At 70.0% G+C, this 16276-nt stretch carries 17 protein-coding genes and 1 riboswitch; of the genes, 7 read left to right on the top strand and 10 right to left on the bottom strand.

The window, feature by feature from the left end:
• Nucleotides 1-8: 8 nt before the first annotated feature.
• Complete coding sequence (locus AB0L64_RS33015; protein ID WP_363716575.1) at nucleotides 9-974, bottom strand: WYL domain-containing protein; 966 nt, start codon at nucleotides 972-974, stop codon at nucleotides 9-11.
• A gap of 61 nt (nucleotides 975-1035) precedes the next feature.
• On the opposite strand from AB0L64_RS33015, the gene AB0L64_RS33020 reads away from it, so the two are divergent.
• The gene (locus AB0L64_RS33020; protein ID WP_363716577.1) at nucleotides 1036-1998 is read left to right on the top strand and encodes a hypothetical protein; all 963 of its coding nucleotides are present in this window, start codon (nucleotides 1036-1038) and stop codon (nucleotides 1996-1998) included.
• Between the two features lie 85 nt (nucleotides 1999-2083).
• Here the strand turns inward: AB0L64_RS33020 and ribH are convergent, their stop codons facing one another.
• The 8 genes from ribH to AB0L64_RS33060 all read right to left on the bottom strand — a co-directional run bounded on the left by ribH (nucleotide 2084) and on the right by AB0L64_RS33060 (nucleotide 10632).
• On the bottom strand, nucleotides 2084-2557 hold the full coding sequence (ribH, locus tag AB0L64_RS33025) for a 6,7-dimethyl-8-ribityllumazine synthase (protein WP_363716579.1): 474 nt from the start codon (nucleotides 2555-2557) through the stop codon (nucleotides 2084-2086).
• Nucleotides 2557-3795: a bifunctional 3,4-dihydroxy-2-butanone-4-phosphate synthase/GTP cyclohydrolase II gene (locus AB0L64_RS33030; protein WP_355698984.1), complete on the bottom strand. Its 1239-nt coding sequence runs from the start codon at nucleotides 3793-3795 to the stop codon at nucleotides 2557-2559. Before AB0L64_RS33030 ends, ribH begins: the two co-directional genes overlap by 1 nt.
• A complete protein-coding gene (gene pnuC / locus AB0L64_RS33035; RefSeq protein ID WP_355698982.1) occupies nucleotides 3796-4470 on the bottom strand; it encodes a nicotinamide riboside transporter PnuC in 675 nt (224 codons plus the stop codon). It abuts the gene before it with no gap.
• Nucleotides 4467-5093 carry a riboflavin synthase gene (locus AB0L64_RS33040; protein ID WP_363716582.1) on the bottom strand — a complete coding sequence of 209 codons (627 nt, stop codon included), beginning with the start codon at nucleotides 5091-5093 and terminating at the stop codon, nucleotides 4467-4469. Before AB0L64_RS33040 ends, pnuC begins: the two co-directional genes overlap by 4 nt.
• A complete protein-coding gene (ribD, locus tag AB0L64_RS33045) occupies nucleotides 5094-6089 on the bottom strand; it encodes a bifunctional diaminohydroxyphosphoribosylaminopyrimidine deaminase/5-amino-6-(5-phosphoribosylamino)uracil reductase RibD (protein ID WP_363717051.1) in 996 nt (331 codons plus the stop codon). It lies immediately after the preceding gene.
• 172 nt (nucleotides 6090-6261) lie between these two features.
• Nucleotides 6262-6395: riboswitch (FMN riboswitch) on the bottom strand.
• 57 nt (nucleotides 6396-6452) lie between these two features.
• A complete protein-coding gene (locus tag AB0L64_RS33050; protein WP_363716584.1) occupies nucleotides 6453-7664 on the bottom strand; it encodes an MFS transporter in 1212 nt (403 codons plus the stop codon).
• A 48-nt stretch (nucleotides 7665-7712) separates the two neighbouring features.
• On the bottom strand, nucleotides 7713-8717 hold the full coding sequence (locus tag AB0L64_RS33055) for a serine/threonine-protein kinase (protein WP_363716586.1): 1005 nt from the start codon (nucleotides 8715-8717) through the stop codon (nucleotides 7713-7715).
• Nucleotides 8718-8727: 10 nt separating this feature from the next.
• Complete coding sequence (locus AB0L64_RS33060) at nucleotides 8728-10632, bottom strand: VWA domain-containing protein (RefSeq protein ID WP_363716588.1); 1905 nt, start codon at nucleotides 10630-10632, stop codon at nucleotides 8728-8730.
• A 109-nt stretch (nucleotides 10633-10741) separates the two neighbouring features.
• Here AB0L64_RS33060 and AB0L64_RS33065 point away from each other — a divergent pair, with 109 nt between their 5' ends.
• The 6 genes from AB0L64_RS33065 (at nucleotide 10742) to AB0L64_RS33090 (ending at nucleotide 15450) form a co-directional block, all read left to right on the top strand.
• The gene (locus AB0L64_RS33065) at nucleotides 10742-11350 is read left to right on the top strand and encodes a DNA-binding protein (RefSeq protein WP_363716590.1); all 609 of its coding nucleotides are present in this window, start codon (nucleotides 10742-10744) and stop codon (nucleotides 11348-11350) included.
• Between the two features lie 144 nt (nucleotides 11351-11494).
• Nucleotides 11495-12349 carry an ABC transporter substrate-binding protein gene (locus tag AB0L64_RS33070; RefSeq protein ID WP_363716592.1) on the top strand — a complete coding sequence of 285 codons (855 nt, stop codon included), beginning with the start codon at nucleotides 11495-11497 and terminating at the stop codon, nucleotides 12347-12349.
• On the top strand, nucleotides 12349-13113 hold the full coding sequence (locus AB0L64_RS33075; protein WP_355698968.1) for an amino acid ABC transporter permease: 765 nt from the start codon (nucleotides 12349-12351) through the stop codon (nucleotides 13111-13113). The genes AB0L64_RS33070 and AB0L64_RS33075 overlap by 1 nt, the downstream gene beginning before the upstream one ends.
• On the top strand, nucleotides 13100-13837 hold the full coding sequence (locus tag AB0L64_RS33080) for an amino acid ABC transporter ATP-binding protein (protein WP_359941574.1): 738 nt from the start codon (nucleotides 13100-13102) through the stop codon (nucleotides 13835-13837). The genes AB0L64_RS33075 and AB0L64_RS33080 overlap by 14 nt, the downstream gene beginning before the upstream one ends.
• A 64-nt stretch (nucleotides 13838-13901) precedes the next feature.
• Complete coding sequence (locus AB0L64_RS33085; protein ID WP_363716595.1) at nucleotides 13902-14585, top strand: polysaccharide deacetylase family protein; 684 nt, start codon at nucleotides 13902-13904, stop codon at nucleotides 14583-14585.
• A gap of 133 nt (nucleotides 14586-14718) precedes the next feature.
• On the top strand, nucleotides 14719-15450 hold the full coding sequence (locus tag AB0L64_RS33090; protein WP_363716597.1) for a polysaccharide deacetylase family protein: 732 nt from the start codon (nucleotides 14719-14721) through the stop codon (nucleotides 15448-15450).
• Here AB0L64_RS33090 and AB0L64_RS33095 read toward each other — a convergent pair.
• Nucleotides 15447-16238, bottom strand: coding sequence for an HAD-IIA family hydrolase (locus AB0L64_RS33095; RefSeq protein WP_359941583.1), 792 nt, complete (start codon nucleotides 16236-16238; stop codon nucleotides 15447-15449). The two genes, AB0L64_RS33090 and AB0L64_RS33095, sit on opposite strands and share 4 nt — an antisense overlap.
• Nucleotides 16239-16276 lie beyond the last annotated feature (38 nt).

Genomic DNA, 16276 nt, shown 5'->3' on the forward strand with positions numbered 1-16276 from the left:
CCATGGGCTCAGGAGTAGAGCCGGAGGATCCTGCGGGCCAGCTCGGCGATCTCGGCCCGCAGCTCGGGCGGTTCGAGGACCTCGACCGCGTCGCCGAACCGGCTCAGCGACGCGGCGGCGTTGCCGATCGACTCGATCGGGATCGTGACCACGACACTGCCGTCGGGCTCCGGCGTCGCCGCGGCGACCGCCTTGACGAGAGTCGGGTACGAGACGTCGTACATCCTGCCCGCGAGTCGCGCCGCCACCCGGACGACGGCGTCACCGGTGAAGCGCAGGCGGTCGAATCCCGTCAGATGGTGCTGCCAGAAGTCCGCGAGGTGGAAGTCGGCCGCCCGCTCGAACGCCTCGTCGGTCGGCGTCAGCTCGAGGATGTTGGAGACGCGGTACGTCCGGAGCCCGCCCGGCGTGGACGCCACGACGTACCAGCTGCCGTTCTTCAGGACCAGCCCGTACGGCTCGAGGACCCGCTCGACCTCGCGAGGCTCCTCCCACCGGCGGTACCGGACCTGCACCCGGCGGTCGTGGAGCACGGCGTCGGCGATCGCGGACAGGTGCGGGGAGTCCTCGGCGTCCTGGTACCAGGCGGGCAGGTCCAGGTGGAAGCGGTTCTTCAGCCGGCCGGCGCGGTCCCGCTGATCGGGAGCCAGCGCGGCCAGCAGTTTGAGTTCGGCGGCGCTCGTCTCCGCGGTCAGCCCGAGCGCAGCGGCCGCGCCCGGCATGCCGACGAGGAAGAGCGCGGCCGCTTCCTGTTCGGTGAGACCGGTCAGGCGGGTGCGGTAGCCCTCGACCAGGCGATACCCGCCCGCTCGGCCCTGGTCGGCGTACACCGGAACTCCCGCCGCGGCGAGCGCCTCGACGTCGCGATAGATCGTCCGCAGCGACACCTCCAGCTCGTCGGCGAGCTCACGCGCGGTCAACCGCCGGCGCGTCTGCAGCAACAGCAGGATCGACAACAGCCGGCTCGAACGCATACTCCGAGGTTAGTCCTGATCGCTGCCATGGGTTGTCAGGTTTAGCTCGCAGGCTGGCACCATGACGACTTGGACCAAGGTGACCGGCGACTTCGACTTCCTCAACGGGTACTTCGACGTCCACCACCGCACGCTCAAGCAGGCGTTCGCGGGGTGCGACGAATGGCTCGAGTACGACGGGACCACGACCGCCCGCACGTACTTCGACGGGCAGATCAGCATCGACGAGATGCGGTTCCCGACCAAGGGGTCGTACGGGCTGTCGCTGCGGCTGTTCGACCCGGTCAGCGAGCAGTGGAGCATCTGGTGGGTCAGCAGCACCACGATGAAGCTGTACCCGCCTGTGCACGGCGGATGGGCGGCCGACGGGTCCCGGTGCCGCCTGGTCGGCGAGGACACCCACGACGGGCGCCCGATCCTGTGCAGCTACGAGTGGTCGGACATCACCGCGGACACCGCCCACTGGGAGCAGGCGTACTCCGCCGACGGCGGCGAGACCTGGGAAACCAACTGGATCATGGACTTCACCCGGCGCTCCACTCCCCCGCCCGCACTCGACGTACCCAAGCTCACCGACGACTTCGACTTCCTCGTCGGACGCTGGTCCTTCCACAACCGGCGCCGGCGTCCCGTGCTCGGCGAGCCCTTCGAGTGGTACGAACACGACGCCACGATGGAAGCCACCACGTACTTCGACGGCGCGATCAGCTTCGACGAAGGCTGGTTTCCGAGCGAAGGCTTCCGCGGCGCGACCTTCCGCCTCTACGACCCCGAGGCCAAAACCTGGTCCATCCACTGGATCAACAGCCAGCGCGGCCGCCTCGAATCCCCCGTCATCGGCTCCTTCACCCCCGACGGCACCGGCACCTTCGAAGGCCCCGACGACTGGAACGGCCAACCCATCGACGTCCGCTTCCTCTGGACCCCCGGCACCGACAAAGCCGCCTGGCAACAATCCTTCTCCACCGACCAGGGCAAAACCTGGACCACGAACTGGCACATGGAACACACCCGCGTCGACTGAGGTCTGTGAACAAGCAATGGGGTCGGTGAACAGGCTATTAGCTGTTCACCGACCCCATAGGGTGTCGCATGAGCTCAGGTTCGTCCTACCCCAGTTGGCGGACGGCGGCCAGGGTCGAGAGGGCTGCCTGGGTGGCTTCGTAGCCTTTGTCTTCTCGGCTGTCGGGGAGGCCGGCTCGGTCCAGGGCCTGGGGGTCGTTGTCGCAGGTGAGTACGCCGAAGCCGACAGGGACGCCGGTGCTGACGCCGACCTGCATGAGGCCTTCGGTCGCCGCCTGGCAGACGTATTCGAAGTGCGGGGTGTCGCCGCGGATCACCACGCCCAGCGCGACCACGGCGTCGTACCCGGACTTCGCGGCGTGCAGTGCCGCGACGGGGAGTTCGAACGACCCGGGCACGCGGATGACGGCGTGGTCGGTGACGCCGGAGTCCTCCAGTGCGCGGAGGGCGCCGGCGAGCAGGCCGTCGGTGACCTTCGGGTGCCACTGGGCGGCGATGATCGCGACCCGGGCGCCGTCCACGCGGGGTGCCTCGATGGTGGGTGCTCCACTGCCCGACATCAGCCGGCTCCGTTCTCTTCGGTCAACACGCCACCTGGCAGGTGGTGGCCCATCCGGTCGCGCTTGGTGCGCAGGTACCGCAGGTTGTGCTCGGTCGGGTCGATGAAGATCCCGCGGCGCTCGACGACGTCGATGCCGTACCCCTGGACGCCCGCGAGCTTGTCGGGGTTGTTCGTCAGCAGCCGCGCCGACGTCACCCCGAGGTCGGCGAGGATCTGCGCCCCGGTGCCGTAGTCGCGCGCGTCGGCCGGCAACCCGAGGTCCAGGTTCGCGTCGACGGTGTCCCGCCCCGCGTCCTGCAGCTCGTACGCCTGCAGCTTGTGCAGCAGCCCGATCCCGCGCCCTTCATGGCCGCGCAGATAAACGACGACACCACCCTCGGCAGCGACCTGCCGAAGCGCCTCGTCCAGTTGCGGCCCGCAGTCGCACCGCAGCGAACCGAACACGTCGCCGGTCAGGCACTCCGAGTGCAGCCGCACCAGCGTCGGCCCGTCCCCGATCTCGCCGCGGACCAGCGCGAGTTGCTCCGACCCGTCCACGACGTTCCGGTAGCCGTGGGCAACGAAATCGCCGTACCGGGTCGGCAGCGTCGTCGTCGCGACCCGCTGGATCTGGGACTCGGTACGACGCCGGTACCGGATCAGGTCGTCGATCGACACCAGCACGAGCCCGTGCTCGTCGGCGAACTCCCGCAGCTCCGGACCGCGCTTCATGGTCCCGTCGTCGTTCACCATCTCGGAGATCACCGCGGCCGGCGTCAACCCGGCCAGCCGCGCCAGGTCGATGGACGCCTCGGTGTGCCCGGGCCGAACCAGTACGCCGCCTTCGCGACCGCGCAGCGGGAACACGTGCCCCGGCTGCACCAGGTCGTACGGCTCCGAGGCGGAGTCGGCCAGCACCCGGATCGTCCGCGCCCGGTCGGCGGCCGAGATCCCGGTGGAGATGCCGTCCCGCGCGTCGACGGAGATCGTGTACGCCGTCCGCATCCGCTCGCGGTTGTGCGGCGTCATCAGCGGGATCCCGAGCCGGTCGAGCTCCGCGCCCTCCATCGGCACGCACACCACACCGGAGCTGTACCGGATCAGGAACGCCAGCAGCTCGGGCGTCGCCTTGGACGCGGCGAAGATCAGGTCGCCCTCGTTCTCGCGGTCCTCGTCGTCGACGACGATCACCGGCCGCCCGGCGCGGATCTCCTCGATCGCGTGCTCGATCGTGTCGAGCTTCAGCACGTCACCCATCTAACCCACCACCACCGGTTCAGGAGTCTGGATCCGCTCACGGTTCTGGATCTTCCACCACGACGCGAATCCGAGGACGCAGAAGAGGCCGTACACGATGTACATCGTCGCGGACGGGTAGAACTTCGCCTGCACCAGCAGCGGTACGCCGACCACGTCGACGGCGATCCAGATCAGCCAGAACTCGACGAAGCCGCGCGCCATCCCGTACGTCGCCAGGATCGAGCCGGTGAGGATCCACGCGTCCCACTGCGGGCCCCACGAGCCGAGCTCGCGCAGCACGAAGTACGAGATCGCGTACAGCACCACGGCGACACCGCCGAGTTCGAGCCGCTCGCGCGCGGTCGCCCAGCGCGGCTGCACCGCCTTGTCGGCGCCGTGGTGCCGGGTCTGGTACCAGCGGTACCACCCGTACAGGCTGACGAGCGCGAAGAACACCTGCCGGCCGGCCTGACCCCAGAGGTCCTTGTCCTGCGGGGTGTCGAAGATTCCGCCGACGAAGACCGTGAACAGCAGCACGTTGCCGACGATGCCGACCGGCCACGCGGCGACCAGCCGGCGCATGCCGAACAGTGCGCTGGCCAGACCGAACACGTTGCCGACAATCTCCCGGACGAGCACCGGCGACCCGGCGATCGTCACCTGGGAGTGCAACAGCCAGTCGATCGCGTTCACTTCTCGCCTCCGTTGTCCTGCACTGTGCCGGCGGTCAGCAGCCGCTCGACGTACTTGGCGATCACGTCGACCTCGAGGTTGACGGTGTCGCCGACCTTGTTCGCGCCCAGCACGGTCAGCTCGAGCGTGGTCGGGATCAGGCTGACCCCGAACGTGCCGGTCGCGTCGTCCACGTCGGTCACGGTCAGCGAGACGCCGTCGATCGCGATCGATCCCTTCTCGGCGACGTACCGCAGGATCTCCGGGGACGTCGCGACCCGGACGTCCTCCCAGCGCTCCGCCGGGGTCCGGGAGGCGATCGTGCCGGTGCCGTCGACGTGCCCCTGGACGATGTGGCCGCCGAGCCGTTCGTGCGCGGCGACGGCCCGCTCGAGGTTGACCGGCGAGCCCTTCTCCAGACCGCCGAGGCTGGTCCGCTGCAGCGTCTCGCGCATCACATCCGCGGTGAACAGGCCACCGCCGTACTCCACCACCGTCAGGCAGCAGCCGTTGACCGCGATCGAGGCGCCGTGCGCGGCGTCCTCGGTCACCTTCGGACCGCGGATGGTGAGCCGCGCGGCGTCACCGTCCAGTAGATCCAGGGACTCGACGGTGCCGAGTTCTTCGATGATGCCGGTGAACATCTACTTTCCTCCCAGAGGAACCAGGGTCAGCCGGACGTCGTCGCCGAGGCGGGTGACGTCCGCTAGCTTGAACCGCCGCAGGTGGTCGATCGATTCCGCGCCGAGGTCGCCGACCGCGGCGTAGCCGGAGCCGAGGACGGCCGGAGCGACGTACGCGACGATCTGGTCGACCAGACCGGCGCGCAGGAACGCGGCGGCCAGCGTCGGACCGCCTTCGAGCCAGAGGTGCCGGATCTGCCGGTCGTCCAGCTGCCGGAGCACCTCGGCGGGATCGTGGGTCGGCAGCAGCAACGTCTCGGCGCGGTCGTTGCGGACGCGCGCGGTCGGCGGGATCTCGCGGTCACCGACGACCACCCGTAGCGGCTGCCGCACCGCGGGAACGTCGTTCTCGTCGCGGACCGTCAGCTCGGGGTCGTCGTTCAGCACCGTCTGGGTGCCGACGACGATCGCGTCGCACTCCGCCCGCAGCCGATGGACGTCGGCCCGCGCAATCGGGCCGGTGATCCACTTGCTGGTCCCGTCCGGCGCCGCGGACCGCCCGTCGAGCGTGGTCGCGAACTTCCAGGTGACGAACGGGCGCCCGACCCGAACGCTGTGCAGCCAGACGTGATTGACCGCCTCGGCCTCGGAGCGCAATACGCCCTCCACGACCTCGATGTTCTTGGTCCGGAGCTTGTCGGCGCCGCCCGCGGCGGTCCGGTTCGGGTCGGGTACGGCGTACACGACGCGCGCGATCCCCGCCTCGATCAGAGCGTCCGCGCACGGACCGGTCCGGCCGGTGTGGTTGCACGGCTCGAGCGTGACGTACGCCGTACCGCCGCGGGCGCGGGCACCGGCCATCCGGAGCGCCTCGACCTCGGCGTGCGGGCCGCCGGCAACGGCATGGAAGCCCTCGCCCACCGGATGCCCGTCGCGGCCGGTGATCACGCACCCGACCACCGGGTTGGGATGGGTGCTGCCGACAGCTCTCGCAGCCAGCTCGACAGCACGCCTCATCCAGGCGATGTCGATCGGCGACGCGTCGTTCACTGCTCGGGCCCCTCGTCGTCACGGACGCACTCCGGGGCCTCCGGCCGGCACGTCCGCTCCGCCGCCCACCGGGAACCGCGTCGCGCGGGCCGTCACAGCCCACGCTCCGCGCCGTCGGGCGCCAGAGCGCACCCGTCGACCGCGTGCGCCTCCCATCCGGACTTTCACCGTCGGTCCTGGAATTCCACCAGGTCAACCGATCGCCATACCGCAGCGACCGGGTCGCGGACTGTTACCGCCGGCTCGGAATTACACCGACCCCGGAGCACGCGAGTGGGTTCACTCGTGCTTCAAGTATGCCCTCTGCCGCAACCCGCACCACGACCCAGGTCACATCCTGGTCGACGCCGGCGGCACCAGCCGGCGGGTGAGGGCCAGCGCCGCTCCGGCCAGCGCGCAGCCGGCGGCCACCGCGAGGATCAGCGGCCGGTACCCGAACGCGCCGGCCAGCCCGGCGCCGACGAGTGGCCCGACCGCCTTCGCGATCGTGGTCGGCGTGCCGAGCATCCCGGCGATCGTGCCGAAGCCGCTCGCGCCGTACCGGTCGAGCAGGATCGCCGGGGTCGCGATCGACGACACCCCGAACCCCAGGCCGAACAGCACCAGGCACCCGATCGCCCCGCCGACGTGCTCGCCGACGGCGGGCAGCAGCGCGACCGCGACGCCCTGGACGAGCAGGATCAGCGCGGTGATCGTCGCCATCGGCAACCACCGTGCGGACACGCTCGCCACCAGTCGCCCGGTCACCGACATCAGGCCGAGCAGCCCCGCCAGGCTAGCCGCCCGCGCCGGCGGGTGGCCCAGACTGACGAGGTAGAGGACCAGGTGGACGGCGATCACGGCGAGCGCCGCGCTGTGTACGACGAACGCCCCGGCGAGCAGCCAGAACCCGGGATCGCGCAGAACTCTGGCCGGTGACTTCGGGTGCCGCGTGGATGTGGGCCGTGGCGCTTGCCGCGGTACGGCGAGGAAGTGCAGCGGGACTGTGGTGACGGCGAGGATGCCGGCCAGCACGACGAGGGCGGAGCGCCAGCCGAGGCTGTGGGCGAGGTAACCGGTGAGCGGGATGAAGATCGAGCTGGCCAGTCCGCCGACCATCGTGATGGTGAGGATCGAGTTCGTTCGGGCGGTCGGGGCCGCGACGGCGACCACGACGGCGAAGGCGGGCGGGTAGAGGACCATCGCGCAGGCGACGCCGATCAGGACGAAGACGGCGTACAACTGGACGGTGTTCTGGACCTGCGACCAGCCGAGGACGGCGGCCGCGGCCAGGGCCGAGCCGGACGCCATCAGACCGCGCCCGCCGCGGACGTCCAGGCGGCGACCGACGGGGATCGAGATGAGGCCGCTGACCAGCACGGCGATCGTGGACGCGCCGACCGCGGTCGTGGTGGAGATGGACAGCTCGTGGCTCATCGGGCCGACGAGGGCGCTGAAGGCGTACGTGAGCACGCCGTACCCGACGGTCGTCGTGATCGCCAGCGCGGCGATCAGAAACCGCAGCCGACCCGTCGTCGGCGCGGTGACCACTGACGGATCCATCACCAAAAGTCTTCCACGCCACGCCCCCCAGGTCCGGCGAATTACCACTCAGCGAAAGAACAGCCAGCCGGCCGTCCCCACCAGCCCAATCCCCCCAGCCAAACAAGCCACAGCCACCACCCACAACACCCGACCCCGCCCAGCCGCAGCAGCCGGCCGCGGCCCAGACGATGCGCCCCGCCCATCCGCAGCAGCCAGCCCGGGTGGTGGTGTGGGGGCCCAGTTGGGTGGGAGTGGGGGGAGTTGGTCGAAGACCTCGGGGGCGTCGGGGGTGTGGGACCAGGGGTCGGTGTCTGGTGGCGGGAGGGTGCCGGTTTCGGCCAGGAGGCGGCCGGCTGCTGCGGCGGAGGCGGGGCGATCGGACGGGTCCTTCGCCGTGAGGATGCTGATAAAGGTGCCCAGCGGCCCGCCGAGCTCCGGAAGGGGGCCGGTTGCGCCGGGGCGTTCGCCGGTGAGGAGTTCGACGGCGACGGCGCCGACGGCGTACAGGTCCTGGCGCGGGTCGGGGTCCGCACCCGTGAGCTGCTCGGGGGCGAGGTAGCCGGGCGTCCCGAGGACCGCGCTGTGGCGGGTCATCCGCGGCTCGTCGAGCAGACCGGCGACGCCGAAGTCCGACAGGCGCAGGTGCGGCCGCCCCGTCCCGGTGACGTCGAGCAGCAGGTTGGCCGGCTTCACGTCCCGGTGCACGACGCGGGCGGCATGCACCGCGGACAGTGCGTGCAGCAGCTGATCCAGCAGCACGGCGACGTACGCCGGGGGCAGCGGGCCGTGGTCGCCGAGGAGGGTCGCCACCGAGCCGCCGCGGACCAGGTCCATCGCGAACACGACCCGGTCGTCGTCCGCGGCCCACCCGTGCGGAGCGACCACGTGCGGATGCTCGATCCGCAGCGACTGCTCCCGGACGAACCGCAACAGCGTCGCCGCATCGTGCTGGCCGAGAACCTTCGCGGCGACGAAGGTCTCCCGCCGCAGGTCCCAGGCCCGCCAGACCGAGCCCATCCCGCCCGTCCCGATCAGGTCGATCAGCCGATACCGGCCCGCAAACGCCTCCACCGCCCAGAACTTACCGCCGCAGCCGGACCACCAGCAGCACGCCGACCATCAGGAGCAGCAGACCCCCACCGCCCAAGCCCGCCACCAGCTCGACCGGCGGACCGGCGTCGCCGTCGACGCGCCCCTGCACCGGACCGCTCGCCTGGTTGGGCTGACCCGGATCCTGGGACGGCGTGGTGCTCGGTGTCACGGACTCGCCGGCGACCGGCGTCGCACCGTCCACGTACGTCGGTTTGCCCGTGCCTGGCGTGCCGACGAAGCCGACGGTCAGCGTCATCGGAACGGTGAAGGCCTTGTCGTCGGTCTTCCGCGTCATCGACACCGCGACGTAGTACTCCCCCGGCAGCGAGGTCCCGGTGTCCTGATTGTTCGCACCGTCGCGGTTCAGGTACCGGATCTCCTTCGTGGTGATCGCCTTGACCGTGCCGTGCGGGTCGAGCACGGTGCGCTTGCCGGCCCCGCCGGGCACCTTCTTCGCGAACACGGCGTACACGTCCTCACCGGTCGGCGAGATCACGTCGAGGTCGACATACCGCCCGACGTCCACCGCCTTCGCGGTCGCCGCACCGAGCTGCGGAATGGACACCTGTGCCTGGATCCGCTGCCCCCAGTCCGCCTTCACCTTGTACAGCTGGACCTCTCCGGGCATCAGCGTGGTCTTGTAGCTGCCGGCGGCGACCAGCGGCGCGTCGGCGAAGCTCGAGCCCGGAACGATCTCGCGCGGCGTCGAACCCGGCATCGGTGTCCAGGTCGGGTCGCCCGCCTCGGCCGGCAGGTTCGCCATGGTCTCGACGGCCGGCTCCTCGTCGACGCGCAGCTCGTACGGCGCGGACTTCAGCTGGGCGTAGTCCCTGCCGCCGGAGACCGTGAGCACGAGCTGCTCATCGGTCTCGCACTCCTTCGGGTAGTCGCCGGTCCAGCTCGACGCCGAACCGGTGGCGATGCCCTGCTCGCCCTCGAACGACAGCGGATAGCTCCAGCCGCACGCCTCACCGCTCAGCGTGTTCAGCTTGACCGCGGCCTCGATCACGGTGCCGCCGGGAACCGGCCGGCGGAAGCTGATCCCCGCGCGCAGCGTCGACTTCGCCATCGTCCGCTTGATCGTGTAGTACTTCGCGGTCCGGTCGGTGCCGAACGTGTCCAGGTAGTGGCCGGGGGCAAGCACCGGCGCACCCTCCTGCTGCGCGGCCCCGCGCACCGGCGTGCCCGACAGCCGGAACGGCCGGAACGCCCGGGTGGACAATCGGTCCAGGCCCGCCTCCAGGTCGACGGTCGAGTCGGCGTCGTAGTAGTCGCCGCGGCCTTCGCGAGCCACGCACTGGAGCTGGCTGCGCGCCTTCCCGCCGACGCGGAACCCGACGACGTCGATCTTGACATCGATACCCTGCTGGGCGATCGACCGCGCGACCGCGCACGGCTCGGGTGCACAGGTGGCCTCGCCGTCGGAGACCAGGACGATCGTGCGCTGGCCGACCGGGCCGACATCCTTCGCCGCCTGCTGGAGCGCGTAAGCGATCGGCGTCTCGCCATACGGCTTGTACTTGGCGATGGCTGCCTGCAACTGCGGCCGGTTGCCGGTGCCGATCGGGACGGTGAGCTGGGTGTCGGTGCAGGCGCCGGCCTGCGTGCGCTTGAACACGGTCGCGCCGTACACCCGGAGTCCGACCTCGGCGCCGTCCGGCAGCTTGCGCACCACACTCGTCAGCGCTGTCCGCGCGGCCGCGATCTTGGTCTGCCCGTCACCGGCCGGCTCCGCCATCGAGCCGGACGAGTCCAGGACCAGCACGAGCTTGCCGCCGCTCGGGGCCGGGTCCGCCAGTGCCGTCGGCGCCGTCAGACCGCCCAGGACGGCGGCGAGCGTGACGGCGAGGAGCGCCCACACCGCGGCGCGGCGGTGAGCCTGGTGAGTCGTCATCGTTGTCCTCCGCTGAGATTCGCTGCCGCAAACCTTGGCAGTTTGCTATCGCAAATGTCAAGCCGGTTCCAGGCTGGAAATTCGGGTTCGCAAATGCGAAGATCTTTGCATGGAGCAGACGGCGCAGAACCTGCAGCAGCAGGTCGAGTTGTACGGCGAGCCGCTCGGCGAGGTGGTCCGGCGGATCACCGCGACGCTCGGCCTGACCCAGGGCGGGCTCGCCCAGGTGATCGGGCTGTCGGCGCCGATGCTCTCGCAGCTGGTCAGCGCGCAGCGGGTGAAGATCGGCAATCCGGCCGTCGTGACCCGGCTGCGGGCCGTCTCCGAGCTCGCCGACCTGGCGGTGGCCGGCGGCATCGAGCCGGAGCACATCGCGCACGAGCTGGACGGCATCCGCGCCGCCACCAGCGCCTACACGCGGCCGACGACGACCCACCTCCAGCGATCGGCCACGGCCGGCCGGCCCGTCGATCCGCCGGCCAGGTTCGTGCGGCCGCTGACGATTCCTGGCGGGCCACCCGACCCGCAAGCGCCGTCCGCACGCGCCGTCGTGAGAGAGATCCAGGATCTCTTCCGCGCGGTCGCGTCCGCCGACGAGATCCAGCGGGCCGCCACGGCGGCGGCCGCGGTGTCACCCGGGGTGGCCGAGCTGTTACTTGCCTATGGCACCGGTCGGACCGCGGACGCGCTCGCGCACTATGACCGGCATCACGGCTGATCGCTCTGATATAGCACAACCCGAGTAGACATTCGGCCCCGTCTCACAGTTCGTCGGCACGGAATGCGCGTCGCAGCGCTGGTGTTGGCTTGCTGCGGCAGCGGCGAACCGCCCTGCCTTCGTTGACGTTGTGAGGAGACAGTTGTGCGCGCGTTCGGCGCTTTTCGGCGGGTTGTCGCAGTGGTCGGGGCCATCACCTTGGCGAGCGCGATGGTTGCCTGTGGCAGCAACGGGGACGACGCCGCGGCGGGCGGCCAGGATCTGGGCCTGATGTCGGCGGGCACGCTGCGGATCGGCACGCTCACCGACGCGCCGCCGAACGTGTACGTGAAGGACGGGAAGTTCACCGGCTTCGACAACGACCTGATCACCGCGGTGGCGGCGAAGCTGAACCTGAAGCCCGAGTTCGTCGGGACCGACTTCTCCGCGCTGCTGTCGCAGGTGAACGGCGGCCAGTTCGACCTCGGCAGCTCGTCGATCACGATCACCGAGGCGCGCAAGAAGACAGTTGCTTTCAGCAACGGGTACGACTTCGGCTACCTGGGACTGAACACCACGAAGGACTCCGGGATCACCTCGTTCGACCAGCTCACCGGCAAGCGGGTCGTGGTGGTCCAGGGCACCGTCCAGGACGACTACGCCACCGGCAAGAACCTGAACCCGGTCCGGGTGCCGAACTACAACGCGGCGCTCGGTCAGCTCAAGGCCGGTACGGCGGACGCCTGGGTCTCCCCGGCCGAGATCGGCGAGAAGATGGCCAAGGAGCAGGGCGGCGGCACGGTGATCCTGGCCGCGAAGGAGCTCAGCGACGCGCCGATGGCGTTCGCCGTGGCCAAGAACAACGACAAGCTCCGCGAGGCCGTGAACAAGGCGCTCGACGAGGTCATCGCCGACGGCACCTGGACCAAGCTGGTCGAGCAGTACTACCCCGGCCGCGCCGTCCCGGCGAACTTCAAGCCGGGCAGCGGATCGGTCAAGTTCACGGCTCCCAAAGCCTGATGGACATCTGGTCCACCCTGAGTGACACCTTCCTCGACTGGGAGTCGATGAAGGCGGTCCTGCCCGAGATGCTGAAGGTGGGACTGGTCAACACCCTCATCCTGGCGGCCGCCTCGGTCGTGCTGGGCACCTTGCTCGGCATGGTCGTGGCGGTCCTCGCCCTGTCCACGAAGCGCTGGCTGCGCTGGCCCGCGAAGATCTACACCGATATCTTCCGCGGCCTGCCCGCGATCCTGACCATCCTGCTGATCGGCCAGGGCCTGTCGCCGATCACCCGGCACTGGTGGGGCCCGAACCCGTACCCGCTGGGCATCCTCGCGCTCTCGCTGATCGCCGCGGCGTACATCGGCGAGATCTTCCGCTCCGGCATCCAGAGCGTGGAGAAGGGCCAGCTCGAGGCCGCCCGAGCGCTCGGCTTCAGCTACACCAGCGGGATGCGGCTGGTCGTCATCCCGCAAGGGGTACGGCGGGTGCTGCCCGCGCTCGTGAACCAGTTCATCGCGCTCGTGAAGGAGTCCAGCCTGGTCTACTTCCTCGGGCTGCTGGCGAGCCAGCGGGAACTGTTCCGGATCGGGCAGGACGCGGCCGCGACCAACGGCAACCTGTCCCCGCTGCTGCTGGCAGGCATCTTCTACCTGGTGATCACCGTGCCGCTCACGCACCTGGTGAACCACTTCGACAAGCGGCTGCGCGAAGGCCGGCCCGCCGAACCGTCGGGGCCGGAGGACGTCAAGCTGGAGGAGCTCGCCCATGCGAACCATTGAGGCCACGAGCCTGGAGGTGTCCGGCGTCGAGCTGGCCTTCGGCAGCAACAAGGTCCTGCGCGGCGTCGATCTCGCCGTACCGGCCGGGCAGACCGCGTGCGTGATCGGCCCGTCCGGGTCCGGCAAGTCGACCTTGCTGCGCGCGATCAACCGGCTGCTCGAACCGGACGCCGGCGACGTGAAGCTCGGCGGCGAGTCGGTACTGCGGGGTGATCCCGACGTCCTGCGGCGCCGGATCGGGATGGTGTTCCAGCACTTCAACCTGTTCCCGCACAAGAGCGTGCTCGACAACATCACGCTGCCGCTGCGCAAGCTCAAGAAGCTCGACGTGGAGCCGGCGCGCGCCGCGGCCCGCGCGCAACTCGAGCTGGTCGGCCTCGAGCACAAGGCGGACGCCCGGCCCGGGAACCTGTCCGGCGGCCAGCAGCAGCGGGTCGCGATCGCGCGGGCGCTGGCGATGGAGCCCGAGGTGATGCTGTTCGACGAGGCCACCTCGGCGCTCGACCCCGAGCTGGTCAAGGGTGTGCTGGCGCTGATGGCCGACCTCGCCGAGACCGGGATGACGATGGTCGTGGTCACCCACGAGATGGGTTTCGCCCGCGAGGTCGCGGACCAGGTCGCGTTCATGGACCACGGCATCGTGGTCGAGTCCGGCGCACCCGGACAGATCTTCGGCGCGGCCGAGTCACCGAGGCTCCGTCAGTTCCTGTCGCAGGTGCTCTGAGGATCTGGCGAGTCTGCCCCGTCAAGGCGCACGATGGAAGCTCACGCTGCGTCCGGGGGTGGCCATGTCTGTGTACCGACGAGCAACGGCCGGGCTTCTGACTGCGGTACTCGCGATCGGAATGCTCGCGGCCCCGTCGACGCCCAAGACGACCACCGTCGCAGCCACTCCGGCGGCCGCGGTGGTTCACAAGTACGTCTATCTCACCTTCGACGACGGCCCGAGCCAGTACACGCCCCAGATCCTGAGGATCCTCCGGGCCTACGGGGCACGGGCAACCTTCTTCGAGCTCGGCCAGAACGTGGCGCGCTATCCGTACCTGACCCGGCGCGTCTTCCAGCAGGGCAACAGTGTGCAGAACCACACCTGGTCGCATCCTGATCTCCGGCACGTCTCGTGGCCGGTCTTCAGGTCCCAGGTCCAGAAGACCGACCGGTACATCCGGGCCCAGACCGGCTACACCCCGCGCTGCCTCCGGCCGCCGTACGGCGGCACGAACCGGCTGGTGTCGCGCCGCGCGGCCGTCCTCGGCAAGAAGATCCGGGTCTGGACCATCGACACCCGCGACTGGTCCCGCCCCGGCACGTCGGTGATCGTGCGCCGGGCCCTCGCGAACGTGCACAGCGGCTCGGTGATCCTGATGCACGACGGCGGCGGCAACCGCAGTCAGACGGTCGCCGCGCTGCCGACGATCCTGCGCACCGTGAAGGCCCGGGGCTTCGTCTTCACCACGATGTCCTGCACCTAGGGCGCGTCCGGTATGCGTGAATTGTTGACGCGGAAGCGGCGTGGGCGCTGGCTTTCTGCGGCCGTTCGCCCAGGATGCAGTGAGGTCTCAGTGAGGTTGTGAACCCACCGCCGGGGGGAACATGGACGTTCGCTTGACGCGCACGGGGAACAGGGTCATCGGTCTCGCGCTGATGATGCTGGTGAGCGCGGTGATCGGCACGGTGGTCGTCGCGGCGGCGAAGTCACCGGCCAAACCACCCACGCCCACACCCACCCCACCCGCGGCGGCGGTCGCGGTCACGCCGACGCCGACACCGCTGCCGACCAAGTACGTCGTCCTGACGTTCGACGACGGGCCCGATGCCGAGTACACCCCGAAGGTGCTCGACATCCTCGCGAAGTACGACGCCAAGGCGACGTTCTTCGAGGTCGGCCAGAGCGTGCGGAAGCATCCAGAGCTGACCAAGCGGATCCACGCCGCCGGCCACAGCGTGCAGAACCACACGTGGACGCACGCCGACCTCCGGCAGCTCGGCGCGGCGGCGTTCCGGCAGCAGGTGCTGTCGACGGATCAGGCGATCCGGGCCCAGACCGGTAGTACGCCGGGCTGCCTGCGGCCTCCGTACGGCGGGGTGAGCGCGGCCGTCCGGCAGCGGGCGAAGGCGCTCGGCAAGGACCTCGTCGTGTGGACCGTGGACTCGCGGGACTGGACGAAGCCGGGCGTCGCGGCGATCGAGCAACGGGTGCTGAAGAACGTGCACAGCGGCTCGGTCATTCTGATGCACGACGGCGGCGGCAACCGCACCCAGACCGTGGCCGCCCTGCCGGTGATCCTTCAGGCTCTGAAGGCGCAGGGGTACGGGTTCCGCACGCTGACCTGTTAGGCCAGGGCGGTCACCAGCGGCACGACGTCGGCGATCGACTGGACGACGCGGGTCGGGCGGTACGGGAAGCGCTCGACCTCGTGCTCGCCGGTCGAACCGGACAGCACGAGCACGCTGCGCAGGCCCGCCTCGAGACCGCTGATGATGTCGGTGTCCATCCGGTCGCCGATCATCACGGTCGTCTCGGAATGCCCCTCGATCCGGTTCAGCGCGCTGCGCATCATCAACGGGTTCGGCTTGCCGACGAAGTACGGCGCGACGCCCGTCGCCCGGGTGATCAGCGCGGCCACCGAGCCGGTCGCCGGCAGCGGGCCCTCCTGCGACGGGCCGGTCGGGTCCGGGTTGGTCGCGATGAACCGCGCACCCTCCGCGATCAGGCGGATCGCCCTGGTGATCGCCTCGAACGAGTACGTCCTGGTCTCGCCGAGGACCACGTAGTCCGGGTCGCGGTCGGTCAGCACGTACCCGATCTCGTGCAGCGCCGTGGTCAGCCCGGCCTCACCGATCACGTACGCCGTTCCGCGCGGCCGCTGGTCCTCGAGGAACTGCGCGGTCGCGAGCGCACTCGTCCAGATCGACGTCTCCGGGATGTCGATGCCCGCGGCAAGCAGGCGGGCGCGCAGGTCGCGCGGGGTGAAGATCGAGTTGTTGGTGAGCACCAGGAACTTCTTGCCGGACGCCTGCAGCGCTCCGATGAAGTCACTGGCTCCGGGAATGGCGCGCTCCTCGTGCACGAGGACGCCGTCCATGTCGGTCAGCCAGCTCTCCACCGGTTTGGGGTCGGTCATCTCGTCATCGTAAATGTCGGTGGCGGCGTTCAGGATGA

This window comes from Kribbella sp. NPDC051936 (assembly GCF_040680955.1).
GTDB lineage: Bacteria > Actinomycetota > Actinomycetes > Propionibacteriales > Kribbellaceae > Kribbella.